Here is a 19,870-nt window from a genome sequence, read left to right as displayed (position 1 = left end):
GCATCCCGGGAACACGGCTCAGGGCAGCAGTCGCGGTCTCGCCCTCGCCGCCACGTCCTCGACCCATCCGCACAGCAGGACGAACACGCCGATGAGGAGCCAGCCGACGCCGAACATGAACCACTGGCTCTCCAGCGGCAGATATGTCTCGAAGGCGGGGACCTTCCAGAACTGGTCGATCAGCGGGACGGCGAGGATCAGCGCCAGCTCGTGCCAGAGGTAGATCGTCACCGCGCGGGCGTTGAAGATCCGCACGATCCGGTCGAGGCGCCCGAAGCGGGCCAGCCACGCGAAGTCGATCCCGAGGCGCGCCTTCGCGTACATGAGCGGCGTCACGAACCCGGCCGACCAGAACGCCTGCGCGTACGGGATGTCATCGAGGTCGTACGAGCCGGTCCCGGCCCGGTGTGTGAGGGCGTACCAGCCGCCGTACGCGAGCGCGGCGAGCGAGAGGACGACGACAGGGAACGGCTTCAGCCGCCGCAGCACCCCGTCCCGGTGCGCGAAGCCGAGGATCCAGCAGAACAGGTAGGTGGCCAGGTCGAGGAGTCCGACACCGAAGCGGTCGTCCGGCGGCTGCCGGAGGAACTGGAGCACCACGATCGGCGCGAGCGACAGGACCAGGACGGCGGCCGGGGCCGACCGGAAGACCTTCAGCAGCAGCGGCGACAGCAGGACGAACCAGAGGTACGTCCGCAGGTACCAGAGGATCTCCCAGGCCTGCTCGCCCCACGCGCTGCCCGGCGGGTCGCCGAGCGGCACGACCCAGTAGACGATCCGCCAGCCGGGCATCCAGCCGTGGATCAGCATCGCGACCACCACGAAGAAGCCCCAGAACCAGAAGGGCGGCAGGAGCCGGCGGACCCGGCTCCTGATCACCGTGAACGCGGGCCGCTCCAGGGACTTCGCCATCAGGGTGCCGGCGAGCGCGAACATGATCCCCATGGAGGGCAGGACCATGCCCGCCCAGGCCCAGCCGAAGGTGTGGTAGGTCACGACACGGACGAGGGCGAGAGCCCGCAGGGTGTCGAAGTACCGGTCACGGCCGGCGGCACGGCGCGGCTTCGGCGGGACTTCCGTGGCCGCTGCCGGAGACGGACCACCACGGCGGTGCGAGCCCATCAGCCCACCCCGGCCGGCGTACCGACCTCACCCGTGCGCTTCAGCTTCTGCCAGCGCAGCCGGCCGCCCGTGAGGGCCGTGACGCAGGAGTGGATCAGGACGAGGTACATCATCTGCCGGTACGCGAGCTGCTGCAGCGGCATCATCAGCAGATACCGGTACTTCTCCCGGTCGAGCCGGAACGCGTACGCCGCGCAGACGAGCTGCACGCCGAGGACGGCCAGCCAGGCGAGCAGCGACGCCTCGAAGTCGATGAAGATCATCGAGTAGACGGTGAACACGTCGATCAGCGGGGCGAAGACCGGCGTGACGATCTGGAAGATCACCACCAGGGGCATGCCGACCCGGCCGAAGCGGCCCGAGGGGCCCCTGTCCGTGAGGGACTTGCGGTGCTTCCACAGCGCCTGCATGGTCCCGTACGACCAGCGGTAGCGCTGGGACCACAGCTGCTTGAGGGAGCCGGGCGCCTCGGTCCAGGCCTTGGCGTGCTCCTGGTAGACGACCCGCCACCCCTCCCGGTGCAGGGCGATGGTGATGTCGGTGTCCTCGGCGAGGGTGTCCTCGCTCATCCCGCCGACCGCGAGCACGGCCTCCCGGCGGAACGCGCCGATCGCGCCCGGGATGGTGGGCATGCAGCGCAGCAGGTCGTACATACGGCGGTCGAGGTTGAAGCCCATCACGTACTCGATGTGCTGCCAGGCGCCGATGACGGTGTCGCGGTTGCCGACCTTGGCGTTGCCCGCGACCGCGCCGATGCCGGGGTCGGCGAAGGGCTGGACCAGCTGCCGTACGGTGTCCGCCTCGAAGACGGTGTCACCGTCCATCATCACGACGATGTCGTGGCTCGCGTGGCGCACGCCGTTGTTGAGTGCGGCCGGTTTGCCCGCGTTCTCCTGGCGGATGACGCGCACGTTCGGCATGCCGAGCGCCTCGGCGATCTCCTTGGTGCCGTCCGTGGAACCGTCGTCCACGACGATGATCTCGATGGGATGGGTGCTCTGCGCCAGCGACTTCAGGGTGTTGGCGATGCACTCCTTCTCGTTGTACGCGGGCACGATCACGCTGACCGGCCGGGTGACGGGTTCCCCCCAGCTGAACCGGCGCCTGTTGCGTCTGCGGTAGTGCCTGCGGGCGAGGATCAGCATCATCCCGAAGCGGCCCATGACGGCGACGCCGACGACCGCGAGCCCGGTCGCGAGCCCCGGTACGGTCCACTCGGCGACGGCGACCGCGGCGACGAGCGCCTTGCCCTCGTAGAGGGTGGTACCGGTGGCGGTGCGGTGGGCGGCCTGGAGCGCGTTGCCACCCTGGGCTCCCTGACCTTGCCGGCCCAGGCCCTCGCCCTGCCGGCCGCCGGGGGCCTCGCCGGTGCCGGGCTGCCGGCTGTCAGCGTTCTCGGCGTCCGCCAGTTGTGTGGCTCCGCTGATGGTGGTGAAGGTGTAACCCTTCGCCTTCATCTTCTTGATGTACGTGCCGAGCGCGTTCACCGTCTGCGAACGCTCGCCGCCCGCGTCGTGGAAGAGCACCGAGGCGCCCTTGTTCTTCGACGGCGTGGCCCACTTGATGATCTTCGAGACGCCGGGCCGCTTCCAGTCGTCGCTGTCGGTGTCGACGAAGACGCTGGTGTAGCCCTCGGCGCCGAGCCTCTTGTAGACGGGCCAGCTGTAGTTGTCGATGGCGTCCGTCTCCGAGGAGTACGGGGCACGGAACAGCGTCGTCGTGATGCCCGCCGCGCCCGCCAGGGCGAGCTGCGTCTGGGCCATCTCCCGCTGGATCCGGGCATCGCTCTGGTACGAGAGGTCGACGTGCGTGAAGGTGTGGATGCCGACCTCGTTGCCCTGGTCGACCAGGTCGTTCACGATCGACGGGTAGCGCGAGACCATCGAGCCGACCAGGAAGAACGTACCCGGGACGTCGTTCTCCTGAAGGATCTTCAGGATCTGGGGCGTCCACGTGGGGTTGGGGCCGTCGTCGAAGGTGAGCGCGATGGTCTTGTCCGGGACGGACCGGGACTGCGCCTCGCCGTTCCTGAAGGAGAGGATCGGACCGCCGTCGATGACGGAGTTCGGGACCTTGTTCGAACCGGCGTCGCTGCGCACGCGCTCGTCCCCGCCGACCTCCGAGCGCAGATAGCCGTCCAGCAGCATCACGCTGGTCAGCGCGAGAAGGAGCAGCAGGGCGAGGATGACACGCGGTTTCTGCAGCGCCGCTGCCTTGCCCGCGGCCCGGGTCATCCGGGAGGGGGCCCGCCGGCGGCCTCGCGAGGGCGTCGTAGTAGCCATGAGTGGGGGTCCGTTCCGGTCAGTTGGCAGCCGCGGAGGCGGACGCGGACGCCGTCGGGGCGGCGGTGGGCGCCGCGCCGGTCGCGATGCCCGAGGGCGGGGCTCCGGTGGGCCGCGCGGGCGGACTGCCGGGTCCAGAATTCCGGCCGGCGTTCGGACCGCCGGCCCCGAAGGGCAGCAGCGCGGACGGAGTGAGCGAGGGGCCCCACCCCATGAACGCCATGCCGAGGACGACCGCGTACCCGATGCAGACGACGCCGAGAAGGGTGCCGATCCGGCGCAGAAACCTGGCCCTGCGGCCGGAGTTGTCAACGAACACGGGACCGTCTTCAGGCCCGTTGCCGCGTTTGCGGCGACGGCCGCGCTCTGCGGCGCGGGATTCGATGGCAGGCTCGGAATGCATTCCCCGGATATTAGGGAGCCTTTATGTGTCCGAAACTCTGATTCCGTTGTGAGACGGCCATGAGAAATGACCGACCCTGTCCTTTACCTGAGAAAATCCGCGATCGCCGGACAGGGTTTCGTGCGGCGGGATCTCCCGTGAGACATTTCCACTTCGGAAATCACGAGAGTGGGAGCATGCGCGATGAGGACTTTCCTGAAGCCGGCTGCCGGGCTCGTCTGTGCGATAACCCTGGCCACGGCGGGGTGTTCCTCGGACAAGGACGACACCTCCGACGCGGCCGGCGCGGGCCGTCCGCAGAGCGGCGCGTCACCTTCCGAGAGCGCGTCGGGCACCACGTCGGGCACCGCCTACGCCCCGTACGTCAGCGCCACCACCGCCTCCGGCAACGACTCGGCCGGCTCCCCGTCGACGTACAACCTGGCCTTCGTCATCGCGGACGGCAGCGCCTGCACGCCGTCCTGGAACGGCACGACCGCGATCGGCGACTCGGCGGTGAAGTCCCGTATCTCGGCGCTCACCGAGTCGGGCTCGGCCGTGCGGGTCTCCTTCGGCGGGGCGTCCGGGAAGGAGCTGGCCTCGACCTGTGACAGCGCGTCGGAGCTGGCCGCCGCCTACGGGAAGGCGCTCGACGCGGCCGGGACGACGGAGGCCGACTTCGACGTCGAGGGCACGCAGTTGGCCGACTCCGACTCGGTGGCGCTGCGCTCGGAGGCGATCGCGCTGCTGCAGAAGGAGCGCGAGGACCTGTCGGTCACCTTCACGCTGCCCGTCATGCCGTCCGGTCTCGACGACGACGGCGTCGCGCTGCTGGAGTCCGCCAACGACCACGGCGTCGAGGTGTCCACGGTCAACATCATGACCATGAACTACGGCAGTTCGTACGACGACGACATGGGCGACTACGCGAAGACGTCGGCGCGGGCGGCCCACGGCCAGTTGAAGACGGTCTTCGGGCTGTCGGACTCCGGGGCGTGGAAAGGGCTCGCGCTGACGTCGATGCTGGGGGTCAACGACGTGGACAACGAGACGTTCTCCCTGGCGGACGCGGCGGAGGTGCGGGCGTTCGCGGAGGAGAAGGGGGTCGCGTGGGTGTCGATGTGGTCCACGTTCCGGGACCAGCGGTGCGGGGACGATGCCTCTGCGGATGACGCGGCGACCGACTGCAGTGGGGTCGAGCAGGAGGCGGGGGCGTTCGCGGAGGCGTTCACGGGCTGAGCGGGAACCAGAGATCGCGCCGTTCCCCGCGCCCCTTGGGGGCTGCGCCCCCTAAAGACAAAGGACTGCGCCGTTCCCCGCGCCCCTCAAGAGTGGTCGGCGTATGAGGTCAGGCGGGTGGCGAATGCGGTGACCAGGGTGCGTAGTTCCGCGGGGGACTCGATGACGAACGGGCGGTCCAGGGAGGCCAGTACCGGGGGCAGCCAGTCGAGGCGCTCCGCCCGGATCCGGACGTGCTGCCAGCCCTCGCTCCCCTCGTCCTCCTCCAGGGTGGCGACGCTCGCGGGGAGGCGGGCGCGGATCTGCTCCGTCGTTCCCTCGATCCGCAAGGACACCTCGTACCGGTACCCGGCCGTCGCGAAGCCCGTCACCACCCGCTGGGCGGGGTCGAGTCCCTCGGGTGGTTCGAACGACCCCGGCAGGGTCCGCGCGTCCGCGATGCGGTCCAGCCGGAACGTACGGTCCTCGCCGCTCACCGCGTCCCGGCCCGTGACGTACCACCGGCCCGAGTGGGCGACGATCCCGTAGGCGTGCAGCGTGCGTTCGCCGCGCCGGCCGTCGCCGCCCGTGTATCTCATCGCGACCGGCCGGCAGTGGCTCACGGCGTCGGCGAAAGTGAGCAGGACGTCGGCGTCCGGAGCGTCGAACTCACCGGGCCGATCCGTGAAGGCGAGCGATTCCAGGAGTACGTCGAGCCGACGGGCCACGTGCCGGGGCAGCACCCGCCGGATCTTCGCCGACGCCGTCTCGCTGGCCGTCTCGCTCGCCGTCCCAGCAACCGCCCCACTCGCCGTGTGTCCCGCAGCCACCAGCCCGGTCCGGCGGCCGGCGACCAGGCCGAGCAGCACGGCCAGCGCCTCGTCGTCGCTGAGCATGAGCGGTGGCAGGCGATATCCGGGGCCCAGCCGGTAGCCGCCGTAACGGCCGCGCACCGACTCCACGGGCACGTCGAGGTCGGTCAGCTGACCCACGTACCGCCGCACCGTACGTGGGTCGACGCCGAGCCGCTCGGCCAGTTCGGCCACGGACCTGGTGCCACCCGACTGCAACAGCTCCAGGAGGCTCAGTACGCGGCCGGCGGGTTTGGACATGTCCGCAGCCTAGCGGCGATACCGGGCCGGAACTGTCCTCTATCTGTCCTAGCCTGCGAAGCACCGCAGACAGCCGCTCCGACCAGGAGATCACCATGAACTTCGTCTCGATCCGCATCATCACCGGCGACGTCGCCCGGCTCGTCGCGTTCTACGAGCGGGTTACGGGCCTGACGGCGGCCTGGGCCAACGACGACTTCGCCGAGCTGGGCACCCCCAACGCCACCCTCGCGATCGCGAGCACCCGCACGGTTCCGCTGTTCGCCCCCGGCTCGGCCCGCCCCGCGGAGAACCAGAGCGTGATCACCGAGTTCCTCGTCGAGGACGTGGACGCCGTCCACAAGAACCTGACCGGGTACGTCACCGACTTCGTGACGGAGCCCACCACGATGCCCTGGGGCAACCGCTCACTCCTGCTCCGCGACCCCGACGGCAACCTCGTCAACTTCTTCACCCCGGTGACGGACGCGGCAAAGGAGAAGTTCGCGCCCATCAACTGAGCAGCCACGCTGCAAAGCACGGCTCACCCCCACCTCTTAGGGGCGCGGGGAACTGCGCACCCAGCCACGACGCACCCGCAGCCAACCCACGAGCCCAACCAGCGGAGCTACCGGCGCCGGTGCACCAACCGCCCCGCGCACACCGTCGCCACGCACACGCCGTCCTCGTCGAACACGGCAAGATCGGCCCGCCCCCTCGGCCGGATCACACGCGGCGCCGGATCAGCCAGCACGACCACATCCGTGCGCTCCGCGGCGGCCCGCAACTCGGCCGTATCCGCGTACTGGGCCGACACGGCCACCGCCCCCAGCTTCAGCAGAGCGTGCACCCGCTCCCGCGGCGTGGGGGCGTCCGGCACGACCCCCCGATGCACCAGGCCGGGCCCGAGCACCCCGGGCCACACCCGCACCCGGGCCCCCGGAAACCGCTCGCGAAGCTCCGCCAGGGACCCCGTCGCGGCGACCCGGTCACCCTCCACGGCGACGGCCCCGCCCTTGACGGAACCGGAACCGGAACCGGAGTTGGAGCCGGGACCGGGGTCGTCCCAGCCGTACCGCAGCTCGTCCGCCGCGTGAATCGTCAGCGCCACCGGACCAGAACCCCCGCTCCGCGCTCCAGGCCGCCTAGTTGGAGGCGAGCAGCTTCAGCTCGGGGTGAGCGGTCCCGCCCTCGATCGCGGTCGACGAGATGTGCGACTGGACCCGGTCGTCGACGGGGTCGTTCGCCGGGTCGTCGTGGACGACGAGGTGCTCGTACGTCGTGGCCCGCTGCGCCGGCACCCGCCCCGCCTTGCGGATCAGGTCGATGATCTCCATCCGGTTCGAGCGGTGCTTGGCGCCGGCCGAGGAGACGACGTTCTCCTCCAGCATGATCGAACCGAGGTCGTCCGCGCCGTAGTGCAGCGACAGCTGGCCGACCTCCTTGCCGGTGGTGAGCCACGAGCCCTGGATGTGGGCCACGTTGTCCATGAAGAGCCGCGCGATGGCGATCATCCGCAGGTACTCGAAGAGCGTGGCCTGCGTACGGCCCTTGAGGTGGTTGTTCTCGGGCTGGTACGTGTACGGGATGAAGGCGCGGAAGCCGCCCGTCCGGTCCTGTACGTCACGGATCATCCGCAGGTGCTCGATGCGCTCGGCGTTGGTCTCGCCGGTGCCCATCAGCATGGTGGACGTGGACTCCACTCCGAGGTTGTGCGCGATCTCCATGATCTCCAGCCAGCGCTCGCCGCTCTCCTTGAGCGGGGCGATGGCCTTACGGGGACGGGCCGGGAGCAGTTCGGCGCCCGCGCCGGCGAAGGAGTCGAGCCCGGCGGCGTGAATGCGCCGGATCGCCTCCTCGGCGCTGACCTTGGAGATCCGGGCCATGTGCTCGACCTCGCTCGCCCCCAGGCTGTGGATGACGAGCTGCGGGTACGCGGCCTTGATCGCGGAGAAGTGCTCCTCGTAGTACTCGACGCCGAAGTCGGGGTGGTGCCCGCCCTGGAACATGATCTGCGTGCCGCCCAGTTCGACGGTCTCCGCGCAGCGGCGCAGGATGTCGTCGAGGTCGCGCGTCCAGCCCTTGTCGGTGGCCTTCGGCGGGGCGTAGAACGCGCAGAACTTGCACGCCGTGACGCAGACGTTCGTGTAGTTGATGTTCCGCTCGATGATGTACGTCGCGATGTGTTCCGTACCGGCGTACCGACGGCGGCGCACGGCGTCGGCGGCGGAGCCCAGCGCGTGCAGCGGAGCGTCGCGGTAGAGGTCGAGCGCCTCTTCCGGGGTGATCCGCCCACCCTCGGCGGCACGGTCGAGGACGGACTGGAGGTCGGCCTTCTCGGTCACCGGAGCGGTCCCTTTCATAGGGGAATCAGGAAAGGCGCGAAGCGCTTCAAAACAAGGGTGGTGGTGGGAGACGGGTGGACGGACTGATCCAGCGTACGCCAGCCGATCCGGCCACCCGACGTCAGGCGGTGTACCCCGGGGTGGGGCTCGGGTCAGGCGGCGTACGCACCGATCAGCAGGCCCACGAACCCACCCGCGATCAGGAAGGGCCCGAAGGGGATCGACGTCTTGCGTCCGGCCTTGCGGGCCACGACCAGCCCCATCCCGTACAGCCCGCCGAACAGGAACCCGGCGAACGTGCCCAGCAGTACGGTCCCCCAGCCGTACCAGCCGAGGACGGCGCCGAGGCCCAGGGCGAGTTTCACGTCGCCGAAGCCCATGCCGTTCGGGCTGATGAGGAAGAGGACGAAGTAGCCGCCGCCGAGGGCCAGGGAGCCGTACAGCGCGGTCGGCCAGTACCCCGCGCGCTCGGGCACCGCCCAGGCGCCCGCGAGCAGCACGAGCGCGGCGCCCGCCAGGGACAGCGTCAGCACGTCCGGCAGGCGCTGGACGCGGAAGTCGACGACGGCGAGGAGTACGCCGAGGGGGGCGAGCAGCAGCCAGACGGCCAGTTCGGGGCGGATGCCGGTGGCCACGGCGAGGCCACCGCACACGAGAGCGGTGGCGAGGACGACGGGGAGGGTGCCGGGACCGTACGCGCGCCCCCCGCACTCCCGGCAGCGGGCCGGGCCGACCCAGCCCCCGAAGCGTCCGGCGGCGAGGGGGTGCCCGGCGGGGCACCTGTCCGCCCACGGCTCGTCGGGGTCGACGGAGAAGCGGTACGCGGGGCGGGGCACGAAGAGACCGGCGGCGCCGCCCCACAGGACGGCGCCGACGATCACCATCAGGTCGATCGGCTGAAGGCTGCTCATCGGCCGTTCATCCCGCGGCGGCGACGCCGCTGCGCCAGGTCGGCAGCAGCTCGTCGAGCAGCGCCTCGGTCCGCGGCGGCAGGCCGCGCGCGCCACTGCGGGCGACGAGGTCCGCCGCGCGCCGCTTCAGCCGGTCGCTGTCGCCGGTCGCGTGCGTGGCCCGCAGCAGCTCGTGCCACAGCCGCTCGTCGCCGGGCGCGGAGCCCAGCGCCGCGTCGAGCGCCTCGATCGCCTTCTCGGCCCGGTCCTTCTCCAGGTGGAACGCGGAGAGGGCGAGGCCGATGTCCGCGACGAGCAGCGGCAGTTGGGCGTCGATGATCTCGTGCGTGAGCCAGCCGTACCGCCCCTCGGGCCGCTCGGCGAGCAGCGGACCCCGTACGAGCACCAGCGCGTCGGTGAGCAGCCGGCCGCGCACCGCACGGCTGCCGACGCCCCGGCCCTGGGTGGCCTCGTGGTAGAGCGAGCGCAGCACGTCCAGGTCGGACACCACGGACTTGGCGAGCTTGAGCCGGCCGGTCGCGTCGGCGGCGAGCCGGGGTGTGCCGTCGGGGTCGGCGCCGAGCCAGGCGCGCAGCCGCTCGACGAGGGCGTCCCGTACGTCGTCGGTGACCCCGCGCGGCCAGAGCGCGGAGGACAGCACCCGCGGGTGCACGCCCTCGCGGTGCAGCAGCAACAGTGCCAGCGCCTCGTGGAGCAGCGCGCTGCGTTCACCGTCCGGGGTGTCGAGCCCGATGATCTCGTACGGGCCGACGAGCCGCGCGTACACCGCTGGCCGTCCCTGTTCGCTGATGTCGACGAGGAACGGCGGTGTCGGGGTGGGCCGGTCGTCGTCGTGGTCGGGGTCGGCGTCGGTGAACAGCTCGACGACGGCCCGCTGCTGGGACACCGGCAGGAGCTGCGCGTCGAGTTCGAGGCCGAGGAGCGGGGCGAGGAGCTTGCCCTCGCTGGTGATCTCCATCTCCCAGGCGGCGCCGGGCAGTTCGCCGGACCGGGTGCCGACGAGGTAGCCGATGCCGAGCCGACTGGCGTCGGCGGCGAGTTCGGCGAGCTTGACGGCGTCCTCGGCGGACGGCTCGGCGGCGAGCAGCACGAGGTGCGGGGCCCACCGGGTGTGCTGGGCCGGGCCCGTACGCCCGGTGAGCACCGAGTCGTGACCGGCGGCGCCCAGCGCGCCGCGCCGCTGCCGGGTCTCCGCCTCCATGGTCTCCACGAGCGCCTCGATGTCGTCGAGGTGGCGGAGCCGGTTGGGGGCGAGCGGGGTCAGGTCCTCGCCGAAGCCGACGAGGGTGATGGTCATGCGGTCGGACCAGCCGTTGGTGGCCAGTTCGGCGGCCACGGAGGCGAAGACGCCCGCCCGGTCCTGCTCGCGCCCGCTCAGCGAGACGATGCCGGGGACCGACTCCAGGTTGAGCAGCAGCCGCGAGTCGTCCATCGTGCCGAGGCTGACGAGTCCGGGGTACGGGGCCGCCGTGTCCACCTCCTCGTACCGCTCGGCGTCGGCGCGGGCCAGCATCCAGAACGTCGGGTCCTGCCCGAGCTGCCACGGCGCGGGCGGCCGGCCGGCCGGCTGGGCGAGCTGGAGGTGGAGATCGCCGTTGCCGCCCATCCAGGCCGCGTACACGGTCGGCAGCGGACGGGACTCCCCGGCCAGCGAGGCGGCGAGCCCGCGCAGCGACCGGTCCAGCAGGCGTACGCCCTCGGGGTCGGCCCCCACCAGCAGCGCGTCCTGCGCGTCGGCGGCGGCACCGGTGGGCGTGGGCGGCTCCATGCCGCGGCGCCCGCCGACGGCACCGAGCGCGGACTGCCACAGCGCCTGGCGGCGGCGCCTGCCGAGGGCGCCGAGGAGCCCCGCGGCGAGGAGGGGCGCGCCGAGGAGGGCCTGCGGCAGCCCGAACCCGCTGCCCTCTCCGGCGGCGGGCGCGGCATGTTCCTGCCCGTCCTGCTCGGCTCCCTGGCCGGGGCGCTGCTCGGGAAGGGTGATGTGCGCGGTGTCACGGTCCCGCGCGCCGGCCCCGCCGCCCTGCTGTCCCGCTCCCTGCTGTCCCGCCTCGTGCTGTCCGGGGCGGCCCTGTTCCCGGGCGCCGCCGGTCCTGGCGTAGTCGGAGATCTGGCGCTGGACGTCCGGGGAGACCTTCGGGGCCTCGTCGGGCATCTCGACCAGTTCGCCGCCGCGGGCGTCGCCGGGCATCTCCATGATCCAGCCGGGCCGGATGAGGCTGGCCTCGGAGAGCTTCGAACCGTCGGGCTGCGCGCGGTCCTTGTTGAGCTGGTAGATCTCCTTGTACCGGCGTCCGTCACCGAGATGGCGCTCGGCGACCTCCCAGAGGGAGTCGTGGTGGCGGCCCTCGGGCGGCTGGATCCGGTAGAACTTCGTGGCGTCCTCGGACGCGAGGCCGCCCTCCGCGTGCGCGGCGGCGTCGGCGGCCTGCTCGGCCAGTGCGGCGGCGCTCGCTGCGGTCTGCGCCTGCTGCTGTGCGATCAGCCCGCCCGGGGTCTGCTGGGCCGCCGCCGCGACGGCGGGCCGCTGGTTGCCCTCCAACTGCTGGCCCAGCTGCGACAGACCCGGCGTGAAGCTCGCCGCGGCGGCGCCGACCAGCAGCAGCGCGGCGACGAGCTGGCGGGCGAGCAGCTGGCTCGGGCCGGCGCCGGGTACGCGGTTGGGCAGTCCGACGCCGGAGAGCGCGGCCTTCATCTCGACGAGCACGCAGGCGGTGAACTGGGCCCAGGCGAGCCAGACGACGACGGTCAGCACGTTGATGAACGTGTCGACGGTGATCTCCTGCTGGAGCCACTCCGTCGACGGCGCCCCGGAGGGCAGCGGCCAGCCGATCTGCACGGCGAGCGCGCCGGGCACGCCGACGAGCAGCACGAGCAGGGCGAGCAGGGCGAGGAACGCCTTGACGAAGTCCCCCACCGAGCGGCGGCGCCGGGGCAGGGGCTGCGGCGTCCGATTCCTCGGACCCGGCGAGCTTCCCGGCGGGTTGGAAGTGGTACGTCGCGCCATGGCGGGTGTCCTGATGTCGTGTGGGGAGGGAGGGAGTACGGGGGTGTGCTGAGCCTACTTAGATCGTATTGAGCCTGTCGAAGGGTGGGGAGAAGGTGCGAGCCTCGACTGCGGCGGGTTCATCACCATCCGCTCCCGGAATCCGGCAGACCGCCCGCTCACCCCACCTCGTTCTCCGCCACAGCCCGCCCCCGGACCGTTACGTCGCCGCCGTAGAACATGCCCGTGAAGACCGGTGAGTAGGTGAGCTGGACCTCCACCTCGACCTGGTCGGCGTTCGCGGCGACGCAGTTCGTGGCCGCTATGTCGGCGCCGGTCATGCCCATCTCGCGGGCGAAGGCCTTCACGCGGGCGCCGCAGTTCTCGAAGAGGATCGGCGCGCCGCCGCCCTCGTTCTCGTACAGCGCGTCGAGGTCGACGTCCTGGGCCGCGTAACGGGCGGCCTGTTCCGCGATGTCGGCGGCCCGTTCGCGCTTGGAGATGGACAGGCCGCCGTCGATGACGAACGCCGAAAGGGAAAGGAAGACGAGCGCGAAGATGATGACCGCGCCGGCCCCCGACCCCCGGTCGTCGAGGCGCGCGCGGCGGCCCCGTGCCCACCCGTGCACCCTCTCCCCCGCACGCCCTGTGAAAGACACCCTCACGCCTTCCTCTTGAAGGGATCGAGCGGCGAGGTGAACGACGCATCGAGGCGGGTCGGTACGTCCAGACCCAGCATCGCAAGCCCCCGCACCTCGCAGCTGACCTCCACGGTGAAGAGGTCCGCGTCCTCGAAACCGGCGCTGGTCTTGGTCACCGTCACCGGACCGGCGCAGACGTCCGCCAGATCCGCGTCCGCGGCCTTCTGCGCCTCCGCCATCGCGGAACCCTGGTCGCGCTGGAGCGAACCGGAGCGGGCCGCGTCCCTGGCCGCCCCGTCGAGCGCTCCCCGCCCGTCCACCAGTTGCCCGAAGGCCACCAGCACCAGGATGAAGAGGATCATCACCGGAGCGAGGATCACCACCTCGACGGTGGACAGCCCCCGGTCTCCGAGGTCGGCGCCGCGCGAAAGCGGTCGCCTCACCACTGGGCGCATCTGGTTCTAGTTCCCGTCATCCTCGACGAACCGCTCCACCGGCCCCACCGACTGCGCGTGCACGGTCAGATCGAGCCCGGGGAACACCGACGGCACCTTCGCCGTGATCTCCACCCCGACCGTGTTCTGGTCCGGCTGGAGCAGCTTCACGTCGGGCCCGAGCACCAGCTGCGGCCCCAGCTGGGCGATATAGCTGTCCACGACGTCCCTCGCCTCACCCCGCCAGGCGCCCGGTGACTCGTCGGCCGTGGCACGGGCCTTGCGCGCCCCGGCCTGGGCCGCCGCCTGCGCCACGTGGTCGGCGAAGAAGTACAGCGCGAACTGCACCGTCGCGAAGATCATGAAGAAGAGCACCGGCGTGAGCAGCACGAACTCGATCGCGGTCATGCCGGAGTCGCCGCGGGCGGAGGCGGCCTCCACCCGGCGGCGTACCCAGCGGACCAGGCGTCGTGCGCTCACCGGCAACCCCGTGTACGTAAGAGAGAAATCGGCTGCGGAAGCCGCGGTGTCGGCGGAATCCGCAGAGTCGGCCCGGACCCGGGGCCGGCCTGATCAGCAGGTGCTGCCCGCGTCCGCGCCCTTGATGCAGTCGCCGACCTTGTTGGCACCGTCGCTGAGCGCGGCGTTGATGATCGCGGCGACCACACCGACGATCGCCACGACGACCGCCGAGATGATGACCCACTCCACCGCGGACGCACCACGGTCGAGTTCGCCGGAGCGGGCGCGCTGCACCCGGCCCTGGAGGAAGGTGATCAGGAAGTCCACCCCCGGGATCCCGGTGCTGTAGTTCCGTCCAGTCATGGTGAGTTGTCCTCTCGAAACAGTTCAAGACAGTTCAGGTCGGTGCAGGAAAAGCAGGAGTAGCAGGAGTAGCAGGAGTAGTGGTGGTTGCCGGGCTCAGACCTGGAACACGCGCATCGCCGCCGGGAAGATCAGGAAGACCAGGAATCCGGCGCACAGGAGCAGCTGCGCCACGAGCATCGACTGCGACTTCTCGCCCGCGCTGCCCTCGATCTCGGCGAGTTCGCGGTGCCGCATCGTCTCGGCGCGCGAGGCGAGCGACTCGCGCACCTTCGCGCCGTCGTCCGCGACCAGCGCCAGCGAGGCCGACAGGTCCTTCAGCTCCTCGACCCCGATCTCCTCCCCCAGCGACCCGAGCGCCTGCCACTGGCTGATGCCGGTGATCCGGGCGTCCGCGAGCGCGTTGCGGATGCGCTGCGTGGCCCAGCCGTCGGAGACCTCGGCCGCCGCCATCAGCGCCTCGGGCAGACCGCGTCCGCCCGCCAGGCTCATGGACACCAGGTCGAGGTACGCGCCGATCACGCGCCGCAGGTCACGCCGCTTCTCGGCCGCGTCCCGCCGCACTTCGAGGTCCGGCAGGAAGAAGAAGACGACCGCGAAGAGCAGGGCCAGCCAGACCGGGATGGCGGGGCTGCGGCCGAAGCCGAGTGTCCAGACCACGGCGAACATGAGCGGCCCGAAGAACACTCCCGCCGCCCCGAGCAGCACCTTCGTCGCCAGGAAGTTCTCCCAGCTCCGGTCGAGTACCGCGAGGTCGGCCCGCAGCGAGCGCTGTTCCCAGCCCTGCTGCAGATACAGCTCGGCGACGCGCTGCCCGACCCGGGCCCGTACACCGCCGAGCCGTCCGCCGTCGGCGTCCGAGGTGCGGTGCGCGGACTCGTACGCCGCTCCCCGCGCCCTCATCGCGTCGATGCGGGCGACCTGGGCGACCGCGCTGCGCCTGGTCGGCATCAGGGCGCGGACCAGGACGTAGACGCCCAGGCCCAGGACGGCGCCGACCAGGACGGGCAGGGTCAGGGTCGAGTTCATCGGCGTACCCCCTCCTCCGGTGACGAATGCGGCAGCGTCTGGGACGGCGTCGGGGACCCCGGCTGGGACCCCGGCGTCCGGGGGCGGACGAACTGGACCGCCGACTCGTCCCGCACCAGGAACCGCTCCGGCGTCTCGATGGTCGACAGCTTGCGCAGCCACCAGAAGCCGAGCGCGAACAGACCGCAGACACACGCGAGTACGAGCTGACCGACGGCCGTTCCGTACGGCTCGACGAACTCGCGGTTGAAGATGGACAGACCGAGCACGAAGGCGATCGACACGGCCACCACGATCTGCACCGAGCGGCGGGTCGAGGCACGCTGGGCCATCACGCGCTGACGCATGTCGACCTCCTCGCGCGCCGACTTGGCGAGCGCGCCCAGCACCTGGCGCAGACCCGGGCCGCGCAGCCGCGCGTTGAGGATCAGCGCGGCCACGATGATGTCGGCGGACGCGTCGTCGATCTCGTCGGCGAGCTGCTGCAGGGCTTCGGGCAGCGGCGTACGGGAGCGCAGGCGGTCGACGAGGGCGTCGAGGTGCGGGCGCAGGACCGGCGCGGCGGCGCGCGCGGAGGCGGGGATGGCCTGTTCGAGTCCGACCGCGCCCGCGATGGTGTCGCGCAGCGACTCGGTCCAGGAGGCGAGCGCCTCCACGCGCTTCATGGCGGCCTTCTCCTCGGAGGCGCCGCCGAAGAGCTTGTCCCAGAAGAAGACGAGGACGGCGGTCGCGATACCGGCGACGGCCCACCGGGTGAGCAGCAGGACGACGATCCCGGCGATGGCGGCGATCGAACCGCGCCGGCCGGCGAACCGTACGAGCTCGGAGGCCCGTTCGGAGGCCTTCTGCTTCTCGTGCTCGGGCTTGACGGGCAGCCCGCGGACCGCGGCGGCGAGCAGGGCGAGGCCGCCGCCCACCGCGATGCCGCACGCGAGCGCGTACAGGACGGTCGTGGAGAACAGCCCGCCCATGGAGCCGAGCGAGTCGAGAGCGGCCAGCGTCACGTTCGGCCGGTCCATGGTCGTGGTCATGGTCGTGGTCGTCGTCGTCATGGTCGTCGTCATGGTCGGTTCCTGCATGATCAATTCACCCCCCATCCCCTTCACCCCCAGTTCCCGCCGGGCAGGCGATAGCCGTACTGGATCAGGTCTTCGAGGCAGGAGATCGGCGCGTGCGGCAGGACCCGGCCGTCCGGTGTCTCGGCGAACACCTCGCTGGACAGGACGCGTCCGTCGACACCGTTGACCTCGCGGATCGAGGTGACCACGCGCTGGAGCCGGCCACCGGACTCGAAGTTGTTGCGCCGCTGGACGAAGACGACGAAGTTCACGGCGCCCGCGACGAGCATCTGGCTGGCCTCGATGGGCAGGCGTTCGGTGGCCTGGAGCGCGTAGGTGGAGATGCGGTTGAACACCTCGTGCGAGCTGTTGGCGTGGATCGTGGACAGCGAACCGTCGTTGCCCTGCGACATCGCGTTCAGCATGGTCACGATCTCGTCGCCGAGGACCTCACCGACGATGACGCGCGAGGGGTTCATACGCAGCGACCGCCGGACCAGTTCGGCCATCGAGATCATGCCCTGGCCCTCGGAGTTGGGCAGCCGCTCCTCGAACGCCACGACGTTCGGATGCAGGTCGGCGAAGGTGTCGAGGCCCAGCTCCAGGGCGCGCTCGACGGTGATGAGGCGTTCCTGCGGCGGGATCTCGTTGGCGAGCGCGCGCAGGAGGGTCGTCTTCCCGGCGTTGGTGGCGCCCGCGATCATGATGTTCTTACGGGCCCGTACGGCGCAGGCGAGGAAGTGCCCGACCTCGGGGGTGAGCGTGCCGTTGCCGACCAGGTCCGACATGAAGACCTTGCCCATGCGGGCGCGGCGGATGGACAGCGCGGGCCGGCGGGTGACGTCCATGACGGCGGACAGTCGCGAACCGTCCGGCAGCCGCAGGTCGAGCTGCGGGTTCGCGGAGTCGAAGGGCCGGGAGGAGAGACCCGAGTACGCGCCGAGGATCTGGATCAGCTCGATGAGCTCCTCGTCGGTCTCTGCGACCGGCTCGGCCCTGACCTCCTCGCCGTTCGCGTAGCCGACGAAGACCTGGTCGTACCCGTTGATGTCGATGTTCTCGACCTCGGGGTCGTCCAGCAGGGGCTGCAGGCGGCCGACCCCGAAGAGCGCCGCGTGCACGGCGGCGGCGTACTGCTCCTCGGTCTCGGCGTCCAGGGGCGTACGCCCGGAGTTGATCTCCGTACGGGCGTACTCCTCCAGGATCTGGGCGATGACCGCGCGGGCGTACTGCCGCTCGTCCTCGTTGGACATCGGCGTGACGCCGGAGACCTGGTCGAGGCGGCGCTGCTCGGCGATCCGGTCACCGGCCTCCTGCCGGAACCGCTTGACCAGCTGATGGTCGACAGCGGTCATCGGCCGACCCCCGTCGCCCTGTGCGTGTGCTTATGCGTGCACTTGTGCGTCTGCGTTTGCGACTGCGACTGCTTCTGCTTCTGCGTCTGCTTGTGCGTCTGCTTGTGCGCCGCGGTCATCGGCCGGCTCCGGCGGTGGGCCGGCCGCCCGGGCCGCCGCCCTGGCCGTGCGGACCACCGGCCGCCGGTACGGACCAGGCCGCGCCGAACTGCTGGTAGAGGTCCGAGGTCACCTTGCGCGCCGAGCGGATGAGCAGCGACTTGTCGAGCCGCCCGCGCTTGCGGCCGGCCAACTGGTCCGCGCCCGTGGGGTCGTCGGCGATCGTGCCGACGACCCGGGCACCGGTCTGCGCGGCCATCAGCATGTCGTCGACCTGGTGGACGATCTTGGCGGAGTCGCCGGGGTCGGTGATCAGCACGACACCGATGAGGGGTGTGCCGAGCGCCGCCGCGCCGCGCGAACCGCCGTGCAGCTTGGCGGTGAGCGCGGCGGCCCGGTCGCGCACCCGCGCGATGGCCTCCGGCTCGGTGCGCGAGACCAGCAGGACGAGCGCGGCCTGCGAGAACATCTCCACGGCCGGGGACTCGCCGCTGATCCGTCCGCAGTCGGCTATGACGTCGGCGGGCGCGTGCTCGGAGTCCGCGAGCTGCGCGAAGGCACGGCCGAGGGTGGGCCACAGCCCGGCGAGCCCGGCCGCCTGCTCGGCGTGCGCGAGCCCGACGAGCACTTCGAGACCACCGCTCAACGGCTGTACGTGGTCCCACAGTTGATCCGGTACGAGGCCGCGGCGGGCCGTCGCGGCGATGGACAGCATGCCGGTGTTGGGGTTCAGCGGTCCGCCGTGCGCCGCGGCGCTGCGGTACACGAGGTCGCCGCCGGCCGGGTCGGTCTCGGCGAGCAGCGTGCGGCGCGGCCAGACCGCCGCGAGCGCGACGGCCGTCGTGGTGACGCCGGGGGAGCCTTTGTCCGCGGCGAGAGCGATGAGGGCCATGGTGTGTGTGACTCTCCGCCGCTAGTTGCCGGGGACCTTGACGAGGGCGACCTCGTTCGCCGCGGCGGCGCGGGCCAGCGCGGCGGCATCGCTCTCGTCGACGGTCACGGTGACGCGCTGGTTGGTGCTGCTGATGGTGCTGTCGGCGCTGCCGTCCGGCACCTTGGTGACCCGGGCGTCGTCGACGATCGGGGTGCCTGCGCTGCCCGCGGAGCCGGAGGAGCCGGTCGAACCGGAGTCCGTCTTGTCGCCCGAGTTCGCGGACGTGTTGTTGCCGACCTGGTAGGCGGCCACGAGGTCACCCGGCGCGATGCCCTCCGGGTACTGGCCCTCTTTGAGGGAGAGGCCGACGATGGCCTTGCCGGCCGGGATGCTGGCCTCGGTGCCGAACATCTCGCCGATCACCAGGGTGCCCTTGTAGATCGTGGACTTGGCCTTGAGCTTCTTGAGGGTCTTGATCTGGGTCCAATGGATGTAATTGACCCCGGCGTCGTCGGCCACCAGCACCGATTTCACGTTGCCCCCGACGGACTCACCGGGCTGGATGTCGGCGGTCACCGCGACGACCTCGATACGGTCACCGGCGCGCAGCACGAGCATGGTCGCCCCGAGCGCACCCACGAGGATCAGCAGCACCGCGAGTGCGGCCAGCGCGGGTTTGCGCTCGCGAGGCGGCGAGGGAAGGCGCTCCCCCATCGTCGGCTGAACCGGCGCGGAGGAACGGTTGTTGCCCGCCCCCGTACGCTCTTGGATCTTCACGCAACCGCTCCCCGTACACCCAAGAAGGTTTTCTTCATCCAGGACACTTGGCACGCCACTCGGCGCACTTGACGTACTTCGAGCACCGGGCCCACACCGGGCATGCCGGACATCCCGCGCACACCGCCCGACCTGGTCGGACAGCCGTCGAAATGCCCCGAATAGCCATGGCCGGAACGAGTGTCAAGTCACCGCACCGTATCAGCAGCACATAAGCCCCTCAAGGCGCGACCACTACCGCGAATCCCACACGCCACGACGTTATCCACGCGCAACGCGAGGCGTTCGGTTCCCTGCTGGAGACGTGCTGGAGACGTTGCTGAACAAGGGCCCGCACTCGGGGTTCCGGACGGGGCCCCCGCTGTGCACCAGCGAATCATCCACTCCCGCCCCGCCGGATGCCGGTCACGCTGCGTCCATCATCCCTGCACGACACGCTCACGG

General features: G+C 71.0%; 19 protein-coding genes. 2 read left to right on the top strand and 17 right to left on the bottom strand.

Features of this window, described 5'->3' with window-relative positions:
- Positions 1-18: 18 nt before the first annotated feature.
- Genes K3769_RS25275 through K3769_RS25265 form a run of 3 tightly spaced genes read right to left on the bottom strand, consistent with a single transcriptional unit; the run spans position 19 to position 3,723 of the window.
- A complete protein-coding gene (locus tag K3769_RS25275) occupies positions 19-1,122 on the bottom strand; it encodes an acyltransferase family protein (RefSeq protein WP_267028615.1) in 1,104 nt (367 codons plus the stop codon).
- Entirely contained in the window at positions 1,122-3,404 is a 2,283-nt protein-coding gene (locus K3769_RS25270; protein WP_267028614.1) for a bifunctional polysaccharide deacetylase/glycosyltransferase family 2 protein, read from the bottom strand. Before K3769_RS25270 ends, K3769_RS25275 begins: the two co-directional genes overlap by 1 nt.
- A gap of 19 nt (positions 3,405-3,423) precedes the next feature.
- Positions 3,424-3,723, bottom strand: a complete 300-nt coding sequence (locus K3769_RS25265; protein ID WP_308216404.1) for a hypothetical protein — start codon at positions 3,721-3,723, stop codon at positions 3,424-3,426.
- Between the two features lie 267 nt (positions 3,724-3,990).
- Here K3769_RS25265 and K3769_RS25260 point away from each other — a divergent pair, with 267 nt between their 5' ends.
- The gene (locus K3769_RS25260) at positions 3,991-5,025 is read left to right on the top strand and encodes a chitinase (RefSeq protein WP_267028612.1); all 1,035 of its coding nucleotides are present in this window, start codon (positions 3,991-3,993) and stop codon (positions 5,023-5,025) included.
- Positions 5,026-5,111: 86 nt separating this feature from the next.
- Here the strand turns inward: K3769_RS25260 and K3769_RS25255 are convergent, their stop codons facing one another.
- A complete protein-coding gene (locus K3769_RS25255) occupies positions 5,112-6,116 on the bottom strand; it encodes a helix-turn-helix transcriptional regulator (RefSeq protein WP_267028611.1) in 1,005 nt (334 codons plus the stop codon).
- Positions 6,117-6,211: 95 nt separating this feature from the next.
- Here K3769_RS25255 and K3769_RS25250 point away from each other — a divergent pair, with 95 nt between their 5' ends.
- Entirely contained in the window at positions 6,212-6,616 is a 405-nt protein-coding gene (locus K3769_RS25250; RefSeq protein WP_267028610.1) for a VOC family protein, read from the top strand.
- A 107-nt stretch (positions 6,617-6,723) separates the two neighbouring features.
- On the opposite strand, the gene K3769_RS25245 is transcribed toward K3769_RS25250, so the two are convergent.
- From K3769_RS25245 to K3769_RS25185, 13 genes are all read right to left on the bottom strand, one after another.
- Complete coding sequence (locus K3769_RS25245) at positions 6,724-7,206, bottom strand: imidazolonepropionase-like domain-containing protein (protein WP_267028609.1); 483 nt, start codon at positions 7,204-7,206, stop codon at positions 6,724-6,726.
- Between the two features lie 34 nt (positions 7,207-7,240).
- On the bottom strand, positions 7,241-8,440 hold the full coding sequence (gene mqnC / locus K3769_RS25240) for a cyclic dehypoxanthinyl futalosine synthase (RefSeq protein WP_248778739.1): 1,200 nt from the start codon (positions 8,438-8,440) through the stop codon (positions 7,241-7,243).
- A 152-nt stretch (positions 8,441-8,592) separates the two neighbouring features.
- A complete protein-coding gene (locus K3769_RS25235; RefSeq protein WP_267028608.1) occupies positions 8,593-9,351 on the bottom strand; it encodes a prepilin peptidase in 759 nt (252 codons plus the stop codon).
- Positions 9,352-9,358: 7 nt separating this feature from the next.
- Positions 9,359-12,355, bottom strand: coding sequence for a BTAD domain-containing putative transcriptional regulator (locus tag K3769_RS25230; RefSeq protein ID WP_267028607.1), 2,997 nt, complete (start codon positions 12,353-12,355; stop codon positions 9,359-9,361).
- 158 nt (positions 12,356-12,513) lie between these two features.
- Complete coding sequence (locus K3769_RS25225; RefSeq protein WP_267028606.1) at positions 12,514-12,993, bottom strand: TadE/TadG family type IV pilus assembly protein; 480 nt, start codon at positions 12,991-12,993, stop codon at positions 12,514-12,516.
- 2 nt (positions 12,994-12,995) lie between these two features.
- Positions 12,996-13,430 carry a TadE/TadG family type IV pilus assembly protein gene (locus tag K3769_RS25220; protein WP_372515027.1) on the bottom strand — a complete coding sequence of 145 codons (435 nt, stop codon included), beginning with the start codon at positions 13,428-13,430 and terminating at the stop codon, positions 12,996-12,998.
- 6 nt (positions 13,431-13,436) lie between these two features.
- Positions 13,437-13,817 carry a TadE family protein gene (locus K3769_RS25215; RefSeq protein ID WP_267031536.1) on the bottom strand — a complete coding sequence of 127 codons (381 nt, stop codon included), beginning with the start codon at positions 13,815-13,817 and terminating at the stop codon, positions 13,437-13,439.
- 165 nt (positions 13,818-13,982) lie between these two features.
- Positions 13,983-14,234: a hypothetical protein gene (locus K3769_RS25210; RefSeq protein ID WP_267028604.1), complete on the bottom strand. Its 252-nt coding sequence runs from the start codon at positions 14,232-14,234 to the stop codon at positions 13,983-13,985.
- Between the two features lie 96 nt (positions 14,235-14,330).
- Positions 14,331-15,263 (bottom strand): type II secretion system F family protein, encoded by a 933-nt coding sequence (locus K3769_RS25205; RefSeq protein ID WP_267028603.1) that lies wholly within the window; start codon positions 15,261-15,263, stop codon positions 14,331-14,333.
- Entirely contained in the window at positions 15,260-16,282 is a 1,023-nt protein-coding gene (locus tag K3769_RS25200) for a type II secretion system F family protein (protein ID WP_372515169.1), read from the bottom strand. Before K3769_RS25200 ends, K3769_RS25205 begins: the two co-directional genes overlap by 4 nt.
- Positions 16,283-16,365: 83 nt before the next feature.
- Complete coding sequence (locus tag K3769_RS25195; protein ID WP_267028602.1) at positions 16,366-17,676, bottom strand: TadA family conjugal transfer-associated ATPase; 1,311 nt, start codon at positions 17,674-17,676, stop codon at positions 16,366-16,368.
- Positions 17,677-17,791: 115 nt separating this feature from the next.
- Entirely contained in the window at positions 17,792-18,667 is an 876-nt protein-coding gene (locus tag K3769_RS25190; RefSeq protein WP_267028601.1) for a hypothetical protein, read from the bottom strand.
- A gap of 21 nt (positions 18,668-18,688) precedes the next feature.
- Positions 18,689-19,426 (bottom strand): hypothetical protein, encoded by a 738-nt coding sequence (locus tag K3769_RS25185; RefSeq protein ID WP_267028600.1) that lies wholly within the window; start codon positions 19,424-19,426, stop codon positions 18,689-18,691.
- Between the last annotated feature and the right edge of the window lie 444 nt (positions 19,427-19,870).

The organism is Streptomyces ortus, from assembly GCF_026341275.1.
Lineage (GTDB): Bacteria > Actinomycetota > Actinomycetes > Streptomycetales > Streptomycetaceae > Streptomyces > Streptomyces ortus.
This window is presented reverse-complemented; position numbering and strand designations above follow the sequence as displayed.